The 18,153-nt window shown below is 63.2% G+C and carries 16 protein-coding genes; 12 read left to right on the top strand and 4 right to left on the bottom strand.

What is annotated here, in order from left to right:
* Window positions 1–64: 64 nt before the first annotated feature.
* On the bottom strand, window positions 65–739 hold the full coding sequence (gene rpiA / locus ACTJJN_RS00005; RefSeq protein ID WP_003249004.1) for a ribose-5-phosphate isomerase RpiA: 675 nt from the start codon (window positions 737–739) through the stop codon (window positions 65–67).
* A gap of 133 nt (window positions 740–872) precedes the next feature.
* Between rpiA and ilvA the strand changes: the two genes are divergently transcribed.
* Together ilvA and ACTJJN_RS00015 are read left to right on the top strand one after the other, a co-directional pair.
* The gene (ilvA, locus tag ACTJJN_RS00010) at window positions 873–2,387 is read left to right on the top strand and encodes a threonine ammonia-lyase, biosynthetic (protein WP_012054019.1); all 1,515 of its coding nucleotides are present in this window, start codon (window positions 873–875) and stop codon (window positions 2,385–2,387) included.
* Window positions 2,388–2,456: 69 nt separating this feature from the next.
* A complete protein-coding gene (locus tag ACTJJN_RS00015; protein ID WP_012054018.1) occupies window positions 2,457–2,882 on the top strand; it encodes a DUF2269 domain-containing protein in 426 nt (141 codons plus the stop codon).
* Window positions 2,883–3,011: 129 nt separating this feature from the next.
* Here the strand turns inward: ACTJJN_RS00015 and ACTJJN_RS00020 are convergent, their stop codons facing one another.
* Entirely contained in the window at window positions 3,012–3,668 is a 657-nt protein-coding gene (locus tag ACTJJN_RS00020) for an HAD family hydrolase (protein WP_012054017.1), read from the bottom strand.
* A gap of 141 nt (window positions 3,669–3,809) precedes the next feature.
* On the opposite strand from ACTJJN_RS00020, the gene ACTJJN_RS00025 reads away from it, so the two are divergent.
* Window positions 3,810–4,289 carry an RNA pyrophosphohydrolase gene (locus ACTJJN_RS00025; protein ID WP_012054016.1) on the top strand — a complete coding sequence of 160 codons (480 nt, stop codon included), beginning with the start codon at window positions 3,810–3,812 and terminating at the stop codon, window positions 4,287–4,289.
* 22 nt (window positions 4,290–4,311) lie between these two features.
* Window positions 4,312–6,591, top strand: a complete 2,280-nt coding sequence (gene ptsP, locus ACTJJN_RS00030) for a phosphoenolpyruvate--protein phosphotransferase (RefSeq protein WP_003249020.1) — start codon at window positions 4,312–4,314, stop codon at window positions 6,589–6,591.
* Between the two features lie 237 nt (window positions 6,592–6,828).
* Here the strand turns inward: ptsP and ACTJJN_RS00035 are convergent, their stop codons facing one another.
* Window positions 6,829–7,575, bottom strand: coding sequence for an NRDE family protein (locus tag ACTJJN_RS00035; RefSeq protein ID WP_012054015.1), 747 nt, complete (start codon window positions 7,573–7,575; stop codon window positions 6,829–6,831).
* Between the two features lie 130 nt (window positions 7,576–7,705).
* Here ACTJJN_RS00035 and ACTJJN_RS00040 point away from each other — a divergent pair, with 130 nt between their 5' ends.
* From ACTJJN_RS00040 to ACTJJN_RS00050, 3 genes are read left to right on the top strand one after another with little or no spacing between them, the layout of a single operon-like run.
* Entirely contained in the window at window positions 7,706–8,488 is a 783-nt protein-coding gene (locus ACTJJN_RS00040; RefSeq protein WP_003249024.1) for a sulfite exporter TauE/SafE family protein, read from the top strand.
* A 16-nt stretch (window positions 8,489–8,504) separates the two neighbouring features.
* Window positions 8,505–9,311, top strand: coding sequence for a prolipoprotein diacylglyceryl transferase (gene lgt, locus ACTJJN_RS00045; protein ID WP_003249027.1), 807 nt, complete (start codon window positions 8,505–8,507; stop codon window positions 9,309–9,311).
* 51 nt (window positions 9,312–9,362) lie between these two features.
* On the top strand, window positions 9,363–10,334 hold the full coding sequence (locus tag ACTJJN_RS00050; RefSeq protein WP_003249029.1) for a thymidylate synthase: 972 nt from the start codon (window positions 9,363–9,365) through the stop codon (window positions 10,332–10,334).
* 89 nt (window positions 10,335–10,423) lie between these two features.
* On the opposite strand, the gene cadR is transcribed toward ACTJJN_RS00050, so the two are convergent.
* Window positions 10,424–10,867: a cadmium resistance transcriptional regulator CadR gene (gene cadR, locus ACTJJN_RS00055; protein WP_003249034.1), complete on the bottom strand. Its 444-nt coding sequence runs from the start codon at window positions 10,865–10,867 to the stop codon at window positions 10,424–10,426.
* Between the two features lie 83 nt (window positions 10,868–10,950).
* Between cadR and ACTJJN_RS00060 the strand changes: the two genes are divergently transcribed.
* From ACTJJN_RS00060 to ACTJJN_RS00080, 5 genes are all read left to right on the top strand, one after another.
* Window positions 10,951–13,203 (top strand): heavy metal translocating P-type ATPase, encoded by a 2,253-nt coding sequence (locus ACTJJN_RS00060; protein WP_012053981.1) that lies wholly within the window; start codon window positions 10,951–10,953, stop codon window positions 13,201–13,203.
* Window positions 13,204–13,212: 9 nt separating this feature from the next.
* Entirely contained in the window at window positions 13,213–14,082 is an 870-nt protein-coding gene (locus ACTJJN_RS00065) for a LysR family transcriptional regulator (protein WP_003249038.1), read from the top strand.
* A 231-nt stretch (window positions 14,083–14,313) separates the two neighbouring features.
* On the top strand, window positions 14,314–15,372 hold the full coding sequence (locus ACTJJN_RS00070; protein WP_003249040.1) for a putative 2-aminoethylphosphonate ABC transporter ATP-binding protein: 1,059 nt from the start codon (window positions 14,314–14,316) through the stop codon (window positions 15,370–15,372).
* A 1-nt stretch (window position 15,373) separates the two neighbouring features.
* Window positions 15,374–17,098 carry a putative 2-aminoethylphosphonate ABC transporter permease subunit gene (locus ACTJJN_RS00075; protein ID WP_012053980.1) on the top strand — a complete coding sequence of 575 codons (1,725 nt, stop codon included), beginning with the start codon at window positions 15,374–15,376 and terminating at the stop codon, window positions 17,096–17,098.
* An 18-nt stretch (window positions 17,099–17,116) separates the two neighbouring features.
* On the top strand, window positions 17,117–18,142 hold the full coding sequence (locus tag ACTJJN_RS00080; RefSeq protein ID WP_012053979.1) for a putative 2-aminoethylphosphonate ABC transporter substrate-binding protein: 1,026 nt from the start codon (window positions 17,117–17,119) through the stop codon (window positions 18,140–18,142).
* Window positions 18,143–18,153 lie beyond the last annotated feature (11 nt).

An 18,153-nucleotide genomic window follows, 5' to 3' on the forward strand; every position in this document is an offset into this window, starting at 1 on the left:
AGAGATCGCCACGGTTCCAGGCCGGTGGGGTACCTTGTAGGAGCGGGTTTACCCGCGAAGGGTTTTACTCGGCCTTCAGGCTCTTCACGCCTTCAGCGGTACCCAGCAGCAGCAGATCCGCCGGCCGCGCCGCGAACAGGCCGTTGGTCACCACGCCGACGATGGCGTTGATCTGTGCTTCCAGCTCCACCGGGTTGGTGATCTGCAGGTTGTACACATCCAGGATCACGTTGCCGTTGTCGGTGACCACGCCTTCACGGTACACCGGGTCACCACCCAGCTTCACCAGCTGACGTGCCACGTGGCTGCGGGCCATGGGGATTACTTCGACCGGCAGCGGGAAGGCCCCCAGTACCGGCACCAGCTTGCTGCCGTCGGCGATGCAGATGAAGGTCTTGGCCACGGCCGCGACGATCTTTTCGCGGGTCAGGGCTGCGCCGCCGCCCTTGATAAGGTGCAGGTGTGCGTCGCTCTCGTCAGCACCGTCCACGTAAAACTCAAGCTCGCTGACGCTGTTCAGTTCGTAGACCGGGATGCCATGGCCCTTCAGGCGCTGGGCAGTGGCTTCGGAGCTGGCGACTGCGCCGTCGAACGCGGTCTTGTGCTGAGCCAGGGCATCGATGAAGAAGTTGGCGGTCGAACCGGTACCGACGCCTACGACGCTCTTTTCATCCAGCTTGGGCAGAATGAAGTCGACAGCGGCCTGGGCGACGGCCTGTTTGAGTTGGTCCTGGGTCATGCGGGCTCCGGAAGGGGCAGGGCGGTTTCAAAGTTGCCTAGTATAACGGCTCGCACGGCTTTGCTGTGGTCGCCCGACGTAGCGCTGGGGTAGACTCCCAGCCCTCGTCCCGCGGCCCAGTGATGCTTTCCCGATGCTCGAACAGTACGTCAAGAAGATCCTCACCTCGCGCGTCTATGACGTTGCCGTCGAAACCCCGTTGCAGAGCGCCGGGCAGCTGAGCAAGCGCCTGGGCAACCAGATTCTGCTCAAGCGCGAAGACCTGCAGCCAGTATTCTCGTTCAAGATCCGCGGCGCCTATAACAAACTGGCCCAGCTGAGCCCGGAAGAACTGGCCCGTGGCGTGGTCACCGCCTCGGCCGGCAACCACGCCCAAGGCCTGGCCCTGGCCGCGCGCGAAATGGGCATCAAGGCCACCATCGTGATGCCCAAGACTACTCCGGAGATCAAGGTCGAAGGCGTGCGCTCGCGCGGTGGCAAGGTGGTGCTGCATGGCGACTCGTTCCCTGAGGCACTGGCCTATTCGCTGAAACTGGTCGATGAAAAGGGCTTCGTCTACGTTCACCCTTACGACGATCCGCACACCATCGCCGGGCAGGGCACCGTCGCCATGGAAATCCTGCGCCAACACCCTGGCCGGCTGGATGCGATCTTCGTGCCGGTGGGCGGTGGCGGCCTGATCGCCGGCATTGCTGCCTACGTGAAGTACCTGCGCCCGGAAATCAAGGTAATCGGTGTCGAGCCGGACGATTCCAACTGCCTGCAGGCGGCCATGGCTGCCGGTGAGCGTGTGGTGCTGCCGCAGGTCGGGCTGTTCGCCGATGGCGTGGCGGTGGCGCAGATTGGCCAGCACACCTTTGATATCTGCCGCCACCATGTGGACGAAGTCGTCACTGTCAGTACCGATGAAATCTGCGCAGCAATCAAGGATATCTACGACGATACCCGCTCGATCACCGAGCCTGCTGGCGCGCTGGGTGTGGCGGGCATCAAGAAGTACGTCGAGCTATACGGCGTCAGCGGCCAGACCCTGGTGGCCATCGACTCCGGTGCCAACGTCAATTTCGATCGCCTGCGCCATGTGGCCGAACGTGCCGAGCTGGGTGAAAAGCGCGAGGCGATCATCGCCGTGACCATCCCTGAGCGCCCGGGTAGCTTCAAGGCCTTCTGCGAAGCTATCGGCAAGCGTCAGATCACCGAGTTCAACTACCGCAAGCACACCTCTGACGAAGCGCATATCTTCGTTGGGGTGCAGACCCACCCGGAAAACGACCCCCGCGCAGCGCTGGTGCAGCAACTGACCGAGCAGGGCTTCCCGGTTACCGATCTGACCGACAATGAACTGGCCAAGCTGCATATTCGTCATATGGTCGGCGGCCACTCGGCCGGTGCCAGCGACGAAATGGTGCTGCGCTTCGAATTCCCCGAGCGGCCGGGTGCGCTGTTCAACTTCCTCAACAAGCTGGGCGGGCGCTGGAACATCTCGATGTTCCACTACCGCAACCATGGCGCGGCTGATGGGCGCGTGGTGGCGGGGCTGCAGGTACCGGAGGACGAACGTCACCTGGTGCCGGCAGCGCTGGCCAAGATCGGTTACCCGTACTGGGACGAGACCGAAAACCCGGCCTACAAACTGTTCCTGGGCTGAGCGGCTAAGCTAGGGCTGATGGCCCGCGAAGAAGCGACCGCAAAATGCCCGTTTAAGGACGACCGAGACATGGAACACCTGACCACGCTCAAGACCCTGCACATCATCGCCACCGCGCTGCTGCTTCTGGGCGCCCTGGGCCTGGCGATCTGGACCTGGCGCGCCCGCCGCCAGGGCGATGCCGAAGCCTACGCCAAGCTGCTGCGCCGGCCGTTGGTGTTCGTCTGGTTGGTGATGGGCCTGTGCCTGGTGAGCATGCCGTTCACCGGCTGGTGGCTGGTACACCTGGTGGGCTGGCCACTGGGGCAGACCTGGGTGTTGGCATCCAGTGTCATCTATACATTTGGCGCGTTTGCCGTGTGGTGGCTGCTGGTGCGGCTGAACCGGCTGCGCAAGGCCGAGGTGGTGGGGTTGCGGTTTACCCTGGCGCTGGCGGTATTCAGTGGGGTTTGCTTCCTGTCCATTGCCGGGCTGATGGGGGCCAAGCCGGTCTGACAGCCTTGTGCTGATTGTGCCGGCCTATTCGCGGGTGAACCCGCTCCTACAGGTACAGCGCAGCCCTCAAGGCCTGTGGTGATTCCTGTGGGAGCGGGCGTGCCCGCGAAAAGACCGGCACGGAAAACCTCAATCCCGCAGCGAGATCACCGGCCATCCACGCTTATCCGCCTCGGCCCGCAGGTCCGGGGCCGGGTCCACAGCCACTGCATGCGTCACCCGCTGCAACAACGGCAGGTCATTCATCGAGTCGCTATAGAAGTAGCTGTCCTCAAGATCAAAGCCGTTCTCCAGCATCCAGCGTTCCAGCCGCGTCACTTTGCCTTCACGGAAACACGGTATATCGGTACTACGCCCGGTGTAGCGGCCGTCGCGCACCTCGCATTCGGTTGCCAGCAACACCCGCACCCCCAGGCGCCGGGCGATTGGTGCGGTGACGAAGCGGTTGGTAGCGGTGATGATCACCAGCTGGTCGCCCGCCTCGCGGTGCTGCTGCAGCAAGGCCAGGGCCTTGGGCAGGACGATGGGCTCGATGCAGTCGCGCATGAAATCGCGGTGCCATTCGTCGAGTTGGGGCATGGGTGTTGCCGCCAGGATTTCCATGGAAAAGGCCAGGTAGGCCTGAAGGTCCAGGGTGCCATTGAGGTAATCCTGGTAGAAGCTGTCGTTGCGTTGCTTGTAGGCGACCGGGTCGAGAATGCCGCGCTCGCAAAGATAGTCACCCCAGGCATGGTCGCTGTCGCCACCGAGGAGGGTATTGTCCAGGTCGAATAAAGCCAGGCGCATCGCGGTCACTCGCATCAGCCACAGGGTAGGCCCGCAGAATACGGAGTTTTCACGCAGCTGCACATAAGCTTGGCGGGCGCGTTGCTGCGCTCGCAAGCTTTGTGGAACAATGCGTTGACATGCGTTTGCGAGGTTGCTGCCGTGATCGACCCGGATGGTTTTCGCCCCAATGTCGGGATCATTCTCACGAATGATGCCGGGCAGGTGCTATGGGCTCGACGGATCAACCAGGATGCCTGGCAATTCCCCCAGGGTGGTATCAACCCTGACGAGACGCCGGAAGACGCCCTGTACCGCGAGCTGAACGAAGAAGTTGGCCTTGAACGCGACGATGTAGAAATTCTTGCCTGCACCCGTGGCTGGTTGCGTTATCGTTTACCCCAGCGATTGGTACGTACCCACAGCCAGCCGCTGTGCATCGGCCAGAAGCAGAAGTGGTTCCTGCTGCGCCTGTTGAGCAACGAACAACGGGTGCGGATGGACCTGACCGGCAAGCCGGAATTCGACGGTTGGCGCTGGGTGAGCTATTGGTATCCGCTGGGCCAGGTTGTGACATTCAAGCGCGAGGTGTACCGGCGCGCCCTGAAAGAGCTAGCACCGCGTCTGTTGACGCGCGACTGACGACGGAGTTCGACCCCGAGCCATGCTCAATACGCTGCGCAAGATCGTCCAGGAAGTAAACTCCGCCAAAGATCTCAAGTCGGCGTTGGGGATCATTGTCTTGCGCGTCAAGGAAGCCATGGGCAGCCAGGTCTGCTCGGTCTACCTGCTCGACCCGGAAACCAACCGCTTCGTGCTGATGGCGACCGAAGGCCTGAACAAGCGCTCCATCGGCAAGGTCAGCATGGCCCCCAACGAAGGCCTGGTTGGCCTGGTCGGTACCCGGGAAGAGCCGCTGAACCTGGAAAACGCCGCCGACCACCCGCGTTACCGCTACTTTGCCGAAACCGGCGAAGAGAAATTCGCCTCCTTCCTGGGTGCGCCGATCATCCACCACCGCCGTGTGGTCGGGGTACTGGTCATCCAGCAAAAGGAGCGCCGTCAGTTCGATGAGGGCGAGGAAGCCTTCCTGGTCACCATGAGCGCCCAGCTTGCCGGGGTTATCGCCCACGCCGAGGCTACCGGCTCGATCCGTGGCCTGGGCCGTCAGGGCAAAGGTATTCAGGAAGCGCGCTTCGTGGGTGTGCCGGGTTCGCCTGGTGCCGCGGTGGGGCGTGCGGTGGTGATGTTGCCGCCGGCCGACCTGGAAGTGGTCCCGGACAAGACCGTCGATGACATCGACGCCGAACTCAAGCTGTTCCAGAACGCCCTGGAAGGTGTGCGCGACGACATGCGCAAGCTGTCGGCCAAACTGGCCACCCAGCTGCGCCCGGAAGAGCGTGCGCTGTTCGACGTCTATCTGATGATGCTGGAAGACGCAGCCCTGGGCGGTGAGGTGACCGAGGTCATCAAGACCGGCCAGTGGGCCCAGGGCGCCCTGCGCCAGGTGGTTGGTGAGCACGTCAACCGCTTCGAGCTGATGGACGACGACTACCTGCGTGAGCGTGCCTCCGACGTCAAGGACCTGGGGCGCCGCCTTTTGGCCTACCTGCAGGAAGCGCGCTCGCAGTCGTTGGTGTATGCCGACAACACCATCCTGGTCAGTGAGGAACTGACACCGGCCATGCTCGGTGAAGTGCCGGAAGGCAAGCTGGTCGGCCTGGTCTCGGTACTCGGCTCGGGCAACTCCCACGTCGCCATCCTCGCGCGTGCCATGGGCATCCCCACGGTGATGGGCCTGGTCGACCTGCCATACTCCAAAGTCGACGGTATTGAACTGATCGTCGATGGCTACAAGGGCGAGGTGTTCACCAACCCCAGCGAAGTGCTGCGCAAGCAGTACAGCGAAGTGGTCGAGGAGGAACGCCAGCTGGCCCAAGGGCTGGATGCACTGCGTGAACTTCCGTGCGTCACCCCCGACGGCCACCGCATGCCCCTGTGGGTCAACACTGGCCTGCTCGCTGACGTGGCCCGTGCCCAGCAGCGCGGCGCCGAAGGGGTAGGCCTGTACCGCACTGAAGTGCCGTTCATGATCAACCAGCGCTTCCCCAGTGAGAAAGAGCAGCTGGCCATCTACCGTGAGCAGCTGGCGGCCTTCCACCCGCTGCCGGTGACCATGCGTACCCTCGACATCGGTGGCGACAAGGCTCTGTCGTACTTCCCCATCAAGGAAGAAAACCCGTTCCTCGGCTGGCGCGGCATCCGCGTCACCCTCGACCACCCGGAAATCTTCCTGGTGCAGACCCGCGCCATGCTCAAGGCCAGCGAGGGCCTGAACAACCTGCGCATCCTGCTGCCGATGATTTCCGGCATTCACGAGCTGGAAGAGGCGCTGCACCTGATCCACCGTGCCTGGGGTGAAGTGCGTGACGAAGGTACCGATGTACCGATGCCGCCCGTGGGTGTGATGGTGGAAATCCCGGCGGCGGTGTACCAGACCAAGGAGCTGGCGCGGCAGGTGGACTTCCTGTCGGTAGGCTCCAACGACCTGACCCAGTACCTGTTGGCGGTGGACCGCAACAACCCGCGGGTCGCCGACCTGTACGATTACCTGCACCCGGCGGTACTGCAGGCGCTGAACACGGTGGTGCGCGACGCCCATGGCGAAGGCAAGCCGGTGAGCATCTGCGGCGAGATGGCCGGTGACCCGGCGGCAGCGGTCCTGTTGATGGCCATGGGCTTCGACAGCCTGTCGATGAACGCCACCAACCTGCCGAAGGTCAAGTGGATGCTGCGCCAGATCAATATGGGCAAGGCCAAGGAACTGCTGGCCGAGGCCTTGAGCCATGACAACCCGCAGGTTATCCACAGCTCGCTGCAGCTGGCCCTGAAGAACCTTGGGTTGGCGCGGATGATTGGGCCTGGGGCTAATAAAACCTTGTGAGGGTGATGCGGCCTGTCCCGGCCTCTTTGGGGGTGAACCCGCTCCTACAACCGGCCTGCGCCTAAACCCTCGATGTGTGTCACCCGATTATTGTAGGAGCGGGTTTACCCGCGAATACGATGGCGGCGGCAACGGTGAACGGGTGGTGGAGATTGGCCAGCAGGTCCGGCCNGTGTCCAAATCCGTGGTAGGAGCGGGTTTACCCGCGAAGAGGCCCGAACAGACAACATCGAATGTTCAGGCCAACAACTCAATTTCCCCCAAATGCCCGCCAAAAGGCCCGAAACTGCGCTCAACCAGCCGTCTTTGCCCCTGATCATCCACAATGAGCACTGTGCTCGCCCGTGTCCCGTAATTCTGGCTGGCGATGAAGACGCTCGATAGCAACTTCTCGGTTGCCAACCCCACGCCTGTTTCGGGTAGGTCACCATCAGCCGCGGGCTCGTTATCCGCGAGCAAAGCCAGCAGCCTGTGCGGCTCCGGCGTGTCCAGCAGGTTTTCCAGCCCGTCACGTGCCTTCACCAGCTTCGGCCACGGTGTATCCAGCCCGGCGTTCGAAAGCCCGTAAACCCCAGCCTTCAGCAGGCGCGGCGTGGCCTCACGGGCATGCAGATAACCCAGTTGCTGCCCATCACCCACCAGCAGGTTGAACCCCGAGTACTGCCCGCTACGGCTGGTCACCTGGTCCAGGTAAGCCTCAACCCCTAGCTCGCCCTGCAGAAACGCCGCCACCAGCTCACCCCGCGAGCGGGGCCCCTGCGCCTGGCCCGGGTCGCGGATGTTGGTCAGCGCGGCAAAGCGCCCCTGTGGGCCTACGCCCAGCCAGGTACCGCCTGCCTCCAGGTCGCGCCCGGCATGCACCCCAGGTGCATCCTCCCAGGCCGCCAGGGGCTGAGTGGGGCGGGCATAGAATTCGTCGCGGTTGGCCGCCACGATCAGCGGCAGGGCGTGCCCCGGCCGCCAGGCAAATACGATCAGGCACATAGGTTGGGCCTCTGTGTTTTTTTGTCACTGTACCCACAGGAACGATGCGGATCCATCCTGACACAGAGTTCACTAGAGCCCCGAGCCCGGCTTCCGTTACCATGCCGGATTGATTTCTAGGGGATGCCGAATGGAATTCGTGCTCTATCTGTTGTTGGGCGCCTGTGCCGGTGTGCTGGCCGGGCTGTTCGGCGTGGGCGGCGGCATCATCATCGTGCCGGTGCTGGTGTTCAGCTTTACCCTGCAGGGTTTCGACGCTTCGGTGCTGACTCACCTGGCCGTTGGCACGTCACTGGCCACCATCGTCTTCACCTCGATCAACGCCGTGCGGGAGCACCACCGCAAGCGGGCGGTGCAATGGCCGATCTTCATCTGGATGACCATCGGCATCCTCCTGGGGGCCGGTGTCGGTGCCAAGACCGCTTCGCTGATCCAGGGCCCACTGCTGCAAAAGATCATCGGTGTGTTCGCCTTGGTCATCGCCGCGCAGATGGCCCTTGACCTCAAACCCAAGGCCAGCCGTGGCGTTCCCGGCAAACCTGGGCTGATCGGTGCAGGTGGGGTGATTGGCTGGGCTTCGGCCATTTTCGGCATTGGCGGTGGTTCGCTGACGGTGCCGTTCCTCACCTGGCGTAGCCTGCCCATGCAGCAGGCAGTGGCCACGTCATCGGCCTGTGGCCTGCCGATTGCTGTGGCCAGTGCCCTGAGCTTCATGCTGCTGGGTTGGCACGAGGAGCACCTGCCGCCCCACAGCCTGGGTTACGTGTACCTGCCGGCGCTGGTCGGCATTGCCGTGACCAGCATGTTCTTCGCCCGCTTCGGCGCGCGCCTGGCGCACAAGCTGTCGCCCCGTTTGTTGAAACGCCTGTTCGCAGCCCTGTTGTTCTGTGTTGGCCTCAGCTTTTTGATTTGAATCGAGAGGAAGTTCCATGCTGCCTTACCCGCAGATAGACCCCGTGGCCTTGGCCATCGGGCCGCTGAAAATCCATTGGTACGGCCTGATGTACCTGATCGGCATCGGCGGTGCCTGGCTGCTGGCCTCACGCCGGCTGAACCGCTTCGACCCCACCTGGAGCCGCGAGAAGCTGTCCGACCTGGTGTTCTGGCTGTCGATGGGGGTGATTGTCGGCGGGCGCCTGGGCTATGTGCTGTTCTACGACCTGCACGCCTACCTGGCCAACCCGACGCTGATCTTCGAGGTATGGAAAGGCGGTATGTCGTTCCACGGCGGCTTCATCGGCGTGATGCTGGCGGCCTTGTGGTTCGGCAAGCGCAACAACAAGTCGTTCTTCGAGCTGATGGACTTCGTCGCCCCGCTGGTGCCGATTGGCCTGGGTGCCGGGCGTATCGGCAACTTCATCAACGCCGAACTGTGGGGCAAACCCACCGACGTGCCATGGGCGATGATCTTCCCGCCGTTCAGCGACCCGGCCCAGTTGCCGCGCCACCCGTCGCAGCTTTACCAGTTCGCCCTTGAGGGCGTGGCGTTGTTCGTCATCCTGTGGCTGTTCTCGCGCAAGCCGCGGCCGACCATGGCGGTGTCAGGCATGTTCGCGCTGTTCTACGGTATCTTCCGTTTCATCGTCGAATTCGTGCGGGTGCCGGATGCTCAACTGGGTTACATCGCCTGGGGCTGGCTGACCATGGGTCAGATTCTCTGTGTGCCGATGATCCTGGCTGGCCTCGGTCTGATCTGGTGGGCTTATAATCGCAAGCCCACGGCGAAACCCGCCTGATTAATCCCACGGCAGGGGCGATCCCCCTGCCGTTTTTGCTACAGGTAAGCCATGAAACAGTATCTGGACCTGGTCCGCGACGTCATTGATAACGGCACGTTGCAGGGAAACCGCACCGGCATCCGCACCATCAGCCTGCCGGGCGCGATGCTGCGTTTCGACCTGCAGAAGGGCTTTCCGGCCATTACCACGCGCAAGCTGGCGTTCAAGTCGGCGATCGGTGAAATGGTCGGTTTCCTGCGTGGCGTGAAGAACGCCGGTGAGTTCCGCGAGCTGGGCTGCAAGGTCTGGGACCAGAACGCCAACGAAAACGCCCAGTGGCTGGCCAACCCGTTCCGTCAGGGCCATGACGACCTGGGCGAGATCTATGGCGTGCAATGGCGCCAGTGGCCGGGCTACAAGCGCATCCCGCTGAGCAACCCGGCGGCCATCGAAATGGCCGAGCAAGCCGGTTTCCGCCGTATTGCCCAGGACGAAGAGGACGGCGTCGCGTTCGTCATCCTGTACAAGGCGATCGACCAGGTGCGCCAGTGCCTGGACACCATCGCCAACGACCCGGGTAGCCGCCGCATCCTGTTCCACGGCTGGAACTGCGCGCAACTGGACGAAATGGCACTGCCACCGTGTCACTTGCTGTACCAGTTCCACCCGAATGTCGAGACCAGGGAAATTTCCCTGACCCTCTACATCCGCTCCAACGACCTGGGGCTGGGCACGCCGTTCAACCTCACCGAAGGCGCGGCGCTGCTGTCGCTGTTCGGCCGCCTGACCGGCTATACACCGCGCTGGTTCACCTACTTCATCGGCGATGCCCATGTGTATGAAAACCACCTGGACATGCTCAACGAGCAGCTCAAGCGCGAGCCGCTGGAAGCGCCGAAGCTGGTCATCAGCGACCGTGTGCCGTCGTTTGCCGAGACTGGTAAGTACGAGCCGGAGTGGCTGGAGAAGATCGAACCGAGTGATTTCTGGCTGGAAGGCTATGAGCACCATGCGCCGATGACAGCGCCGATGGCGGTCTGATAGATCTCCATTGTTTGAACTGGCCTCTTCGCGGGTGAACCCGCTCCCACAGGGTACTGNGGAGCGGGTTCACCCGCGAAGCTTTTGGCTCAATGCCCGTGACTCCGCCCCACATGCGAATGTTCGGTATCCGGCACCGATACCGCCCCGTTTGTCTCCAGTTGCTGCAAGATCGCGCATTCACTCCCCTGCGTGTTGCAGCGCCGCCGCAGCTCCACCAGCTGCTCTTGCAATGCCACCAAGCCATCGATCCGCGCCTGAACATGCTCGATATGCTCGTCGATCAGCGCATTGACGCTGCCGCACGCGTCGTCGGGGCTGTCGCGCAGGCGTAGCAGGCTGCGAATTTCGTCCAGGGTCATGTCCAGCGTGCGGCAGTTGCGGATGAAGGTCAGCCGCTCCACATGGGCCTGGGTGTACAACCGGTAGTTGCCCTCGCTGCGCGCCGGCTCTGGCAGCAGGTTTTCACGCTCGTAGTAGCGGATGGTTTCCACCGCGCAGTCGGTGGCTTTGGCCAGTTCTCCGATCTTCATCACGAAATCTCCAGCAAGTGGCTTGACCCTATAGTGGCTACAGGGTGTTCACTTGGCAACAGGCTCAATTTAAGGATGACCCCATGAACCAGCCTGTCAGCCACGAACACAAGCATCCGCACGATCACGCTCATGGTGATGACGACCATGGCCATGCTGCCCACGGCCACAGCTGCTGCGGCGCCAAAGCCGCGCCGCCGCTGGTGCAACTGAGCGAAACGGCCAGTGCCCAGGCACAACTCAGTCGTTTCCGCATCGATGCCATGGACTGCCCCACCGAGCAGAACCTGATTCAGGACAAACTGAGCAAGCTGGCCGGTATCGAACAGCTGGAATTCAACCTGATCAACCGCGTGCTTGGCGTGCGCCACACCTTGGACGGCACCGCCGATATCGAGCGGGCTATCGACAGCCTGGGCATGAAGGCCGAGCCGATTGCCGCCCAGGACGACGGCAGCGCCAGCGTGCCCCAACCGGCCAAGGCCCGCTGGTGGCCACTGGCATTGTCGGGCGTCGCCGCGATCGCCGCCGAAATCGTGCACTTTGCTGCACTGGCCCCTGAGTGGGTGGTAGCGGGACTGGCGCTTGCCGCGATCCTCGGTTGCGGCCTGGGTACCTACAAGAAGGGCTGGATTGCCCTGAAAAACCGTAACCTCAACATCAATGCGCTGATGAGTATCGCCGTGACGGGGGCCGTATTGATCGGCCAGTGGCCGGAGGCGGCGATGGTCATGGTGCTCTTCACCGTTGCCGAACTGATCGAAGCGCGCTCGCTGGACCGTGCGCGCAATGCCATCGGCGGGTTGATGCAGCTGACCCCGGACGTGGCTACGGTGCAGCAGGCCGATGGCCAGTGGCGCGAGCTGGAAGTGCGTGAGGTGGCCATCGGCGCACTGGTTCGGGTGCGCCCCGGTGAGCGCATCGGCCTGGACGGTGAAGTGACCAGCGGGCAATCCAGCGTCGATCAGGCGCCGATTACCGGCGAAAGCCTGCCTGTGGAGAAGGGGGTGGGCGACAAGCTGTTCGCTGGCACCATCAACCAGGCGGGGGCGCTGGAGTTTCGCGTCACCGCCGCTGCCGGGCAGTCGACCCTGGCGCGGATCATCAAGGCTGTGGAGGAAGCGCAGGGCGCGCGGGCGCCTACCCAACGCTTCGTCGACCGTTTCTCGCGTATCTACACCCCGGTGGTATTCGCCATTGCCCTGGCCGTGGCGCTGTTGCCCCCGCTGTTCATGGCTGGCGCCTGGTTCGACTGGGTTTACCGCGCCTTGGTGCTGCTGGTGGTGGCCTGCCCCTGCGCGCTGGTGATCTCGACCCCGGTGACCATCGTCAGTGGCCTGGCCGCCGCTGCGCGCAAAGGCATCCTGATCAAGGGTGGCGTGTACCTGGAGGGTGGCCGCCACCTGGATTTCCTGGCCCTGGATAAGACCGGCACCATTACCCATGGCAAGCCGGTGCAGACTGACGCCAAGGTGCTGGCGCCGCTGTTCGAAGACCGTGCGCAAGCCTTGGCGGCCAGCCTGGGCGAGCGTTCGGACCACCCGGTGTCCCGCGCCATTGCCGAGTTCGGCAAGCAGCAAGGCCTGGCCTTGAGCGAGGTCAGTGACTTCGCCGCCCTGGCCGGGCGTGGCGTGCGTGGTGTCATCGCCGGTGAGGTCTACCACTTGGGCAACCACCGCCTGGTCGAGGAACTGGGGCTGTGTTCGCCAGCGCTGGAGGCCCAGCTTGATGCGCTGGAGCGCCAGGGCAAGACCGTGGTCCTGCTGCTCGACCGATCCGGCCCTCTGGCACTGTTCGCCGTGGCCGACACGGTCAAGGACAGCAGCCGTCAGGCGATCGCCGAATTGCATCAACTGGGTATCAAGACTGTCATGCTGACCGGTGACAATCCGCATACTGCGCAGGCCATTGCCGCCGTGGTGGGGATCGACCGCGCCGAGGGCAACCTGTTGCCGGCCGACAAGCTGAAAACCATTGAGGCGTTGTACGCCCAAGGCCATCGGGTAGGCATGGTCGGTGACGGCATCAACGACGCCCCGGCGCTGGCCCGCGCCGAAATCGGTTTTGCCATGGCTGCTGCCGGCACCGACACCGCCATCGAGACGGCTGATGTGGCGCTGATGGACGATGACTTGCGCAAAATCCCGGCCTTCGTCAGGCTGTCGCGCCAAAGTGCGGCGATCCTCATGCAGAACATCGTTCTGGCGTTGGGCATCAAGGCGATATTTCTGGCGATCACCTTTGCCGGCATGGCCACGATGTGGATGGCGGTGTTCGCTGATATGGGCGTGAGCTTGCTGGTGGTGTTCAACGGCTTGCGCCTTTTGCGCAAATAGAGGACGTGCATGCTGAGTTCCGAGCTGAAGGCCTTCTACATGGTGGCCCGTCTGGGCAGCATCACCCAGGCGGCGAAGAAGCTTGGCCTCAGCCAGCCCACGGTGACCACGCAGATCCGCAGCCTGGAAGGCCAGTACGCCGTGGAGTTGTTCTACCGCGGCGGGCGGCGCCTGGTGTTGAGCGAGGAGGGCTTACGCCTGCTGCCGATGGTCAAGGCGCTGCTGCAGCAGGAAGCCGACATCGAGTTCGAGCTGCGCAACAGTGGTCAGGCCCAGGGCAGCCTGCGCATTGCGGCCACTGCGCCTTACTACATTCTCGACCTGGTCAAGATCTATCGCGAACGCTTACCGCAGGTTGAAGTGGCGGTGGAGATCGGCAACTCGCAGCAGGTGCTGGAAATGCTCGAGGATTACCGGGTGGATATTGCCGCGTCGTCGCAATGGGTGGAGGACGCGCGGTTGGTGCGGCGGATACTGGGCACTGACCCTTTGGTGGTGGCGGTGCACCGCAACCACCCTCTGGCCCAACGCCAGACGGTGTCGATCGAGGTGGTGTCGGGGCATTGCCTGCTGATGCGCGAGAAGGGCTCGACCACACGCAAGCTGACCGAGCAGATGATGCAGGAGGCCGGGGTCAAGGCCGGCGCCCTGATGGAAATCGGCAGCCGCGAGTCGATTCGCGAAGCGGTGCTGCGCAATATCGGCATCAGCGTGATTGCCCGCCATGAGGTGCCGCACAACCCCGAACTCCGGGTGCTGGCGCTGGAGAATGCGCCGGTGATGCACGAGTACCTGTATTGCCTGAAGGAACGGCGCCAGGCCCGGTTGCCAGCGGCATTCCTGGGGGTGGCGCAGGAAGTGGCCGGTTCGCAGTTCTAGATTTTTGCTGGCTTCTTCGCGGGTAAACCCGCTCCTACATTTCAGCGTACCCGCGTGCCTGCATTTTCCGCGAACATGCATGCCGTTGTAGAAGCGGGTTTACCCGCGAAGAGGCCGGCACAGGCCACTACTAAATCTGCCTATACCACTATCACCGGCTTTTGCCTTAAAGCCACAGAACCTTCGCACAGCCTGCCTAGCATGGCCCCATCTCTTTGATGAGGCCATGCCATGAACCACACCACCCCCGGCGCACAGATAAAAGTGTGCAACATCCACAAGCGCTTCGGTGCCTTTACGGCGCTCAACGATGTCTCGCTGGACATCGCCGCGGGCGAACTGGTGTGCCTGCTCGGCCCGTCCGGTTGTGGCAAGACCACGCTGCTGCGCTGCATTGCCGGCCTGGAGCGCCAGGACCGCGGTACGCTGTACATCGGCGAACGCGATATCTCCAAGCTGTCACCCCAGGCGCGGGACTACGGCATCCTGTTCCAGTCCTATGCGCTGTTTCCCAACCTTACCGTCGAAGCCAATATCGCCTATGGCCTGACGGGCAGTGGTCGCGAGCAGGCCCGTCAGCGGGTGGCCGAAATGCTCGAACTGGTTGGCCTGTCTGGCAGCGAGAAGAAGTACCCAGGCCAGCTCTCCGGTGGCCAGCAGCAACGTGTGGCCTTGGCCCGCGCGCTGGCACCGTCGCCATCGCTGCTGCTGCTCGATGAGCCGATGTCGGCGCTGGACGCCCGGGTGCGCGAGCACTTGTGCACCGAACTGCGTCAGCTGCAGCGCCAACTGGGCATCACCACGTTGATGGTTACCCACAACCAGGACGAGGCCATGTTGATGGCCGACCGCATTGCGGTGATGAACAACGGCCAGGTCGAGCAGTACGCCACCCCGCAGGAAATCTATGACCACCCGGCCACGCCGTTCGTGGCCGAGTTCGTCGGCCAGGGCAACTGGCTGCCGTTCCAACGCCGCAGCGACAGCCATGCCCTGGTCGGGGACATGAACATGCGCCTGGCGCCGGGTTCAGCCCAGGCCAGCAGTGGCCGGCTGTTCTGCCGCCCGGAGGCGATCACGGTCAACCCGGTGGTGCACGAAGAAAACCTGTTCCCGGCCATGGTCCGCGAAATCACCTTCCTCGGTAACCGCTGCCGCATGAGCTTTGAACTCAAGGCCCTGCCAGGCCATGCCCTGCTGGCCGAACTGGCACCCGAGGCCATGCCGCGCCTGGGTTCGCAGGACATCTGGGTGGCGTTGCCGCCGCAGAGCCTGCAGGTGTTTGCCTGAGATGGCCGCGCCAATGTCCCTGCCGTTGAGCCAGGCCAACGTCGCGCCGCGTGCTGGCATCGCCCTGGGTGACCGGCTGTTCGTCATCGGCGGCAAGAGCCTGCTGCTGATTCTGTTGGTGCTGGCCGTGCTGATGCCGTTGCTGGCGATCTTCTGGCGTGGTTTCAGCGGTGAAGCGGGCCAGGGCGGTGGCTTGCTGGCGGCCCGTGAATTGTTCACCAGCGCCAGCTTCCATTGGTTGCTTGGCAACAGCCTGTCGGTGGCCTTCACTGTCGCGGCCATTGTGGTACCGCTGGCCTATTTGTTCGCCTTTGCCCTGCAACGCACGTTGATCCCGGCCAAGGGCCTGTGGCGGGGGATTTCGCTGCTGCCATTGCTGGCACCGTCGATGCTGCCGGCGATCGCCCTGGTCTACCTGTTTGGCAATCAGGGCCTGCTGCGTGGGTTGCTCAGCGACAATATCTACGGCTTCTGGGGCATCGTGCTGGGCGAGGCCATCTACACCTTCCCGCATGCGCTGATGATTCTGCTGTCGGCACTGTCACTGGCCGATGCTCGCCTGTTCGATGCGGCCTCCAGCATGGGGGCAGGCTCGTGGCGGGCGTTCACCAGCATCACCTGGCCAGCCTCGCGCCAGGCAGTATTCGCGGCGTTCTGCCTGGTATTCACGCTGACTATCACAGACTTCGGTGTACCGGTCGTGGTGGGGGGCGACTATCAAGTGCTGGCGCTGGAAGCCTACAAGGCGGTGGTGGGCCAGCAACAGTTCGGCCGTGGTGCGCTGATCGGCATGGTGCTGCTGTTGCCGGCCCTGTTCAGCTTTACCGTCGACGCCTGGCTGCGTAGACGCCAGGGCGACACCATGGGTGGCCGTGCGCAGGTGTTCGAACCCAAGCCATCACGCGGTCGTGATGCCTGCTTCCTGACCATTGTGCTGCTGGTGTGCGCGGCGTTGCTGGTGGTGATCGGTATGGCGGTGTACTCCTCGCTGGTCACTTTCTGGCCCTACAACCTGTCGTTGTCGCTGCGCCACTACCTGTTCGAAGACACTGCCGGTGGCGGCTGGCTGGCCTACCGCAATAGCGTGACCATGGCCATTGGCACCGCACTGATCGGCAGCATCGTGATCTTCACCGGTGCCTTCCTGATGGAGAAGACCCAGGGCCAACGCCTGCTCAACCATGCGCTGCGCCTGCTCAGCTTCATCCCCATGGCCGTGCCGGGCCTGGTGCTGGGCCTGGGCTACGTATTCTTCTTCAACCTGAACGGTAACCCGCTGCATGTGCTGTACGGCGGCATGGGGTTGCTGGTGGTGTGCACCATTGCCCATTACCTGACCACCGCGCAGATGACCGCGACCACCGCCCTGCGCCAGCTCGACGGCGAGTTCGAGGCTGCCGCGATGTCGCTGAAAGCGCCGCTGTACAGGCACTTCCTGCGCGTGACCGTGCCGATTTGCCTGCCGGCACTGCTGGACATCATCCGCTACCTGTTCGTATCGGCAATGACCACCGTGTCGGCAGCGATTTTCCTGTACAGCCCCGACACCCTCCTGGCTGCCGTTGCCGTGCTGAACATGGACGACGCCGGCAACGTTGGCGGTGCCGCCGCCATGTCCACCTTGATCCTGCTGACCAGTGCCGGCGCTTCACTGTTGCTGGCTGCAGCCTCGCGCGGCCTGCTGCGCCGCTCCCAAGCCTGGCGCCAACGCGCCGCGACCGTCTGACCTGATAGGAACCTACCCATGCACAAGCACCTTGCCCTTGCCGCTGCCGTTTCCGCCGTGTTCAGCCTGCAGGCTTCGGCCGCTGCTACCCAGCTGACGGTCTACACCGCTCTGGAAGCCGAGCAGCTGAAAACCTACAAACAGGCCTTCGAGAAAGCCAACCCGGATATCGAGATCAAGTGGGTGCGTGATTCCACCGGCATCATCACTGCCAAGCTGTTGGCGGAGAAAGAGCGCCCGCAAGCCGACGCTGTGTGGGGGCTGGCGGCATCGAGCCTGGCCATACTCGATCAGAACGGCATGCTCGAAGCTTATGCGCCCAAGGACCTGGGCAAGATTTCCGGCAATTATCGTGACGCCGCCAACCCGCCAGCCTGGGTCGGCATGGACGTGTGGGCCGCCACCATTTGCTTCAACACCATCGAGGCCGAGAAACAGGGCCTGAGCAAACCGGTGAGCTGGCAGGACCTGACCAAGCCTGAGTACAAAGGCAAGATTGTCATGCCCAACCCGGCCTCGTCCGGCACCGGCTTCCTGGATGTCAGTGCCTGGTTGCAAACCTTTGGCGAGCCGCAGGGCTGGGCCTACATGGATGCGCTGCACCAGAACATCGGCCAGTACGTCCATTCCGGCTCCAAACCGTGCAAGTTGGCGGCGGCGGGCGAGTTCCCGATCGGAATTTCGTTCGAATACCCGGCCGTTCAGCTCAAGCGCCAAGGCGCGCCGTTGGACATCGTGTTGCCAAAGGAGGGTTTGGGCTGGGAGATCGAGGCAACCGCAGTGATCAAAGGCTCGCCCAAGGCCGATGCGGCCAAGCGCCTGGCCGATTTCTCAGCCAGCCCGGCGGCCATGGAACTTTACAAGGAAAACTTCGCCGTACTGGCCGCGCCGGGCATCGCCAAGCCGCAGACCGAGCTGCCGGCGGATTATGAGCAGCGGTTGATCAAGAACGACTTTGTCTGGGCTTCTAAAAACCGTGACCAGATTCTGGCCGAATGGCGCAAGCGCTATGACGGCAAGTCGGAGAAGGTGGCCCAGCAGTAACGCTTCACTAT

Origin of the sequence: Pseudomonas sp. 22515 (assembly GCF_052044625.1) — a bacterium.
Taxonomy (GTDB): Bacteria; Pseudomonadota; Gammaproteobacteria; order Pseudomonadales; family Pseudomonadaceae; genus Aquipseudomonas; species Aquipseudomonas alloputida.

What these genes read in the sequence shown, in the direction of transcription:
- rpiA (WP_003249004.1), bottom strand. Translation starts at nt 739, where the DNA reads ATGACCCAGGACCAACTCAAACAGGCCGTCGCCCAGGCCGCTGTCGAC.
- ilvA (WP_012054019.1), top strand. Translation starts at nt 873, where the DNA reads ATGCTCGAACAGTACGTCAAGAAGATCCTCACCTCGCGCGTCTATGAC.
- ACTJJN_RS00015 (WP_012054018.1), top strand. Translation starts at nt 2,457, where the DNA reads ATGGAACACCTGACCACGCTCAAGACCCTGCACATCATCGCCACCGCG.
- ACTJJN_RS00020 (WP_012054017.1), bottom strand. Translation starts at nt 3,668, where the DNA reads ATGCGCCTGGCTTTATTCGACCTGGACAATACCCTCCTCGGTGGCGAC.
- ptsP (WP_003249020.1), top strand. Translation starts at nt 4,312, where the DNA reads ATGCTCAATACGCTGCGCAAGATCGTCCAGGAAGTAAACTCCGCCAAA.
- ACTJJN_RS00035 (WP_012054015.1), bottom strand. Translation starts at nt 7,575, where the DNA reads ATGTGCCTGATCGTATTTGCCTGGCGGCCGGGGCACGCCCTGCCGCTG.
- ACTJJN_RS00040 (WP_003249024.1), top strand. Translation starts at nt 7,706, where the DNA reads ATGGAATTCGTGCTCTATCTGTTGTTGGGCGCCTGTGCCGGTGTGCTG.
- lgt (WP_003249027.1), top strand. Translation starts at nt 8,505, where the DNA reads ATGCTGCCTTACCCGCAGATAGACCCCGTGGCCTTGGCCATCGGGCCG.
- ACTJJN_RS00050 (WP_003249029.1), top strand. Translation starts at nt 9,363, where the DNA reads ATGAAACAGTATCTGGACCTGGTCCGCGACGTCATTGATAACGGCACG.
- cadR (WP_003249034.1), bottom strand. Translation starts at nt 10,867, where the DNA reads ATGAAGATCGGAGAACTGGCCAAAGCCACCGACTGCGCGGTGGAAACC.
- ACTJJN_RS00060 (WP_012053981.1), top strand. Translation starts at nt 10,951, where the DNA reads ATGAACCAGCCTGTCAGCCACGAACACAAGCATCCGCACGATCACGCT.
- ACTJJN_RS00065 (WP_003249038.1), top strand. Translation starts at nt 13,213, where the DNA reads ATGCTGAGTTCCGAGCTGAAGGCCTTCTACATGGTGGCCCGTCTGGGC.
- ACTJJN_RS00070 (WP_003249040.1), top strand. Translation starts at nt 14,314, where the DNA reads ATGAACCACACCACCCCCGGCGCACAGATAAAAGTGTGCAACATCCAC.
- ACTJJN_RS00075 (WP_012053980.1), top strand. Translation starts at nt 15,374, where the DNA reads ATGGCCGCGCCAATGTCCCTGCCGTTGAGCCAGGCCAACGTCGCGCCG.
- ACTJJN_RS00080 (WP_012053979.1), top strand. Translation starts at nt 17,117, where the DNA reads ATGCACAAGCACCTTGCCCTTGCCGCTGCCGTTTCCGCCGTGTTCAGC.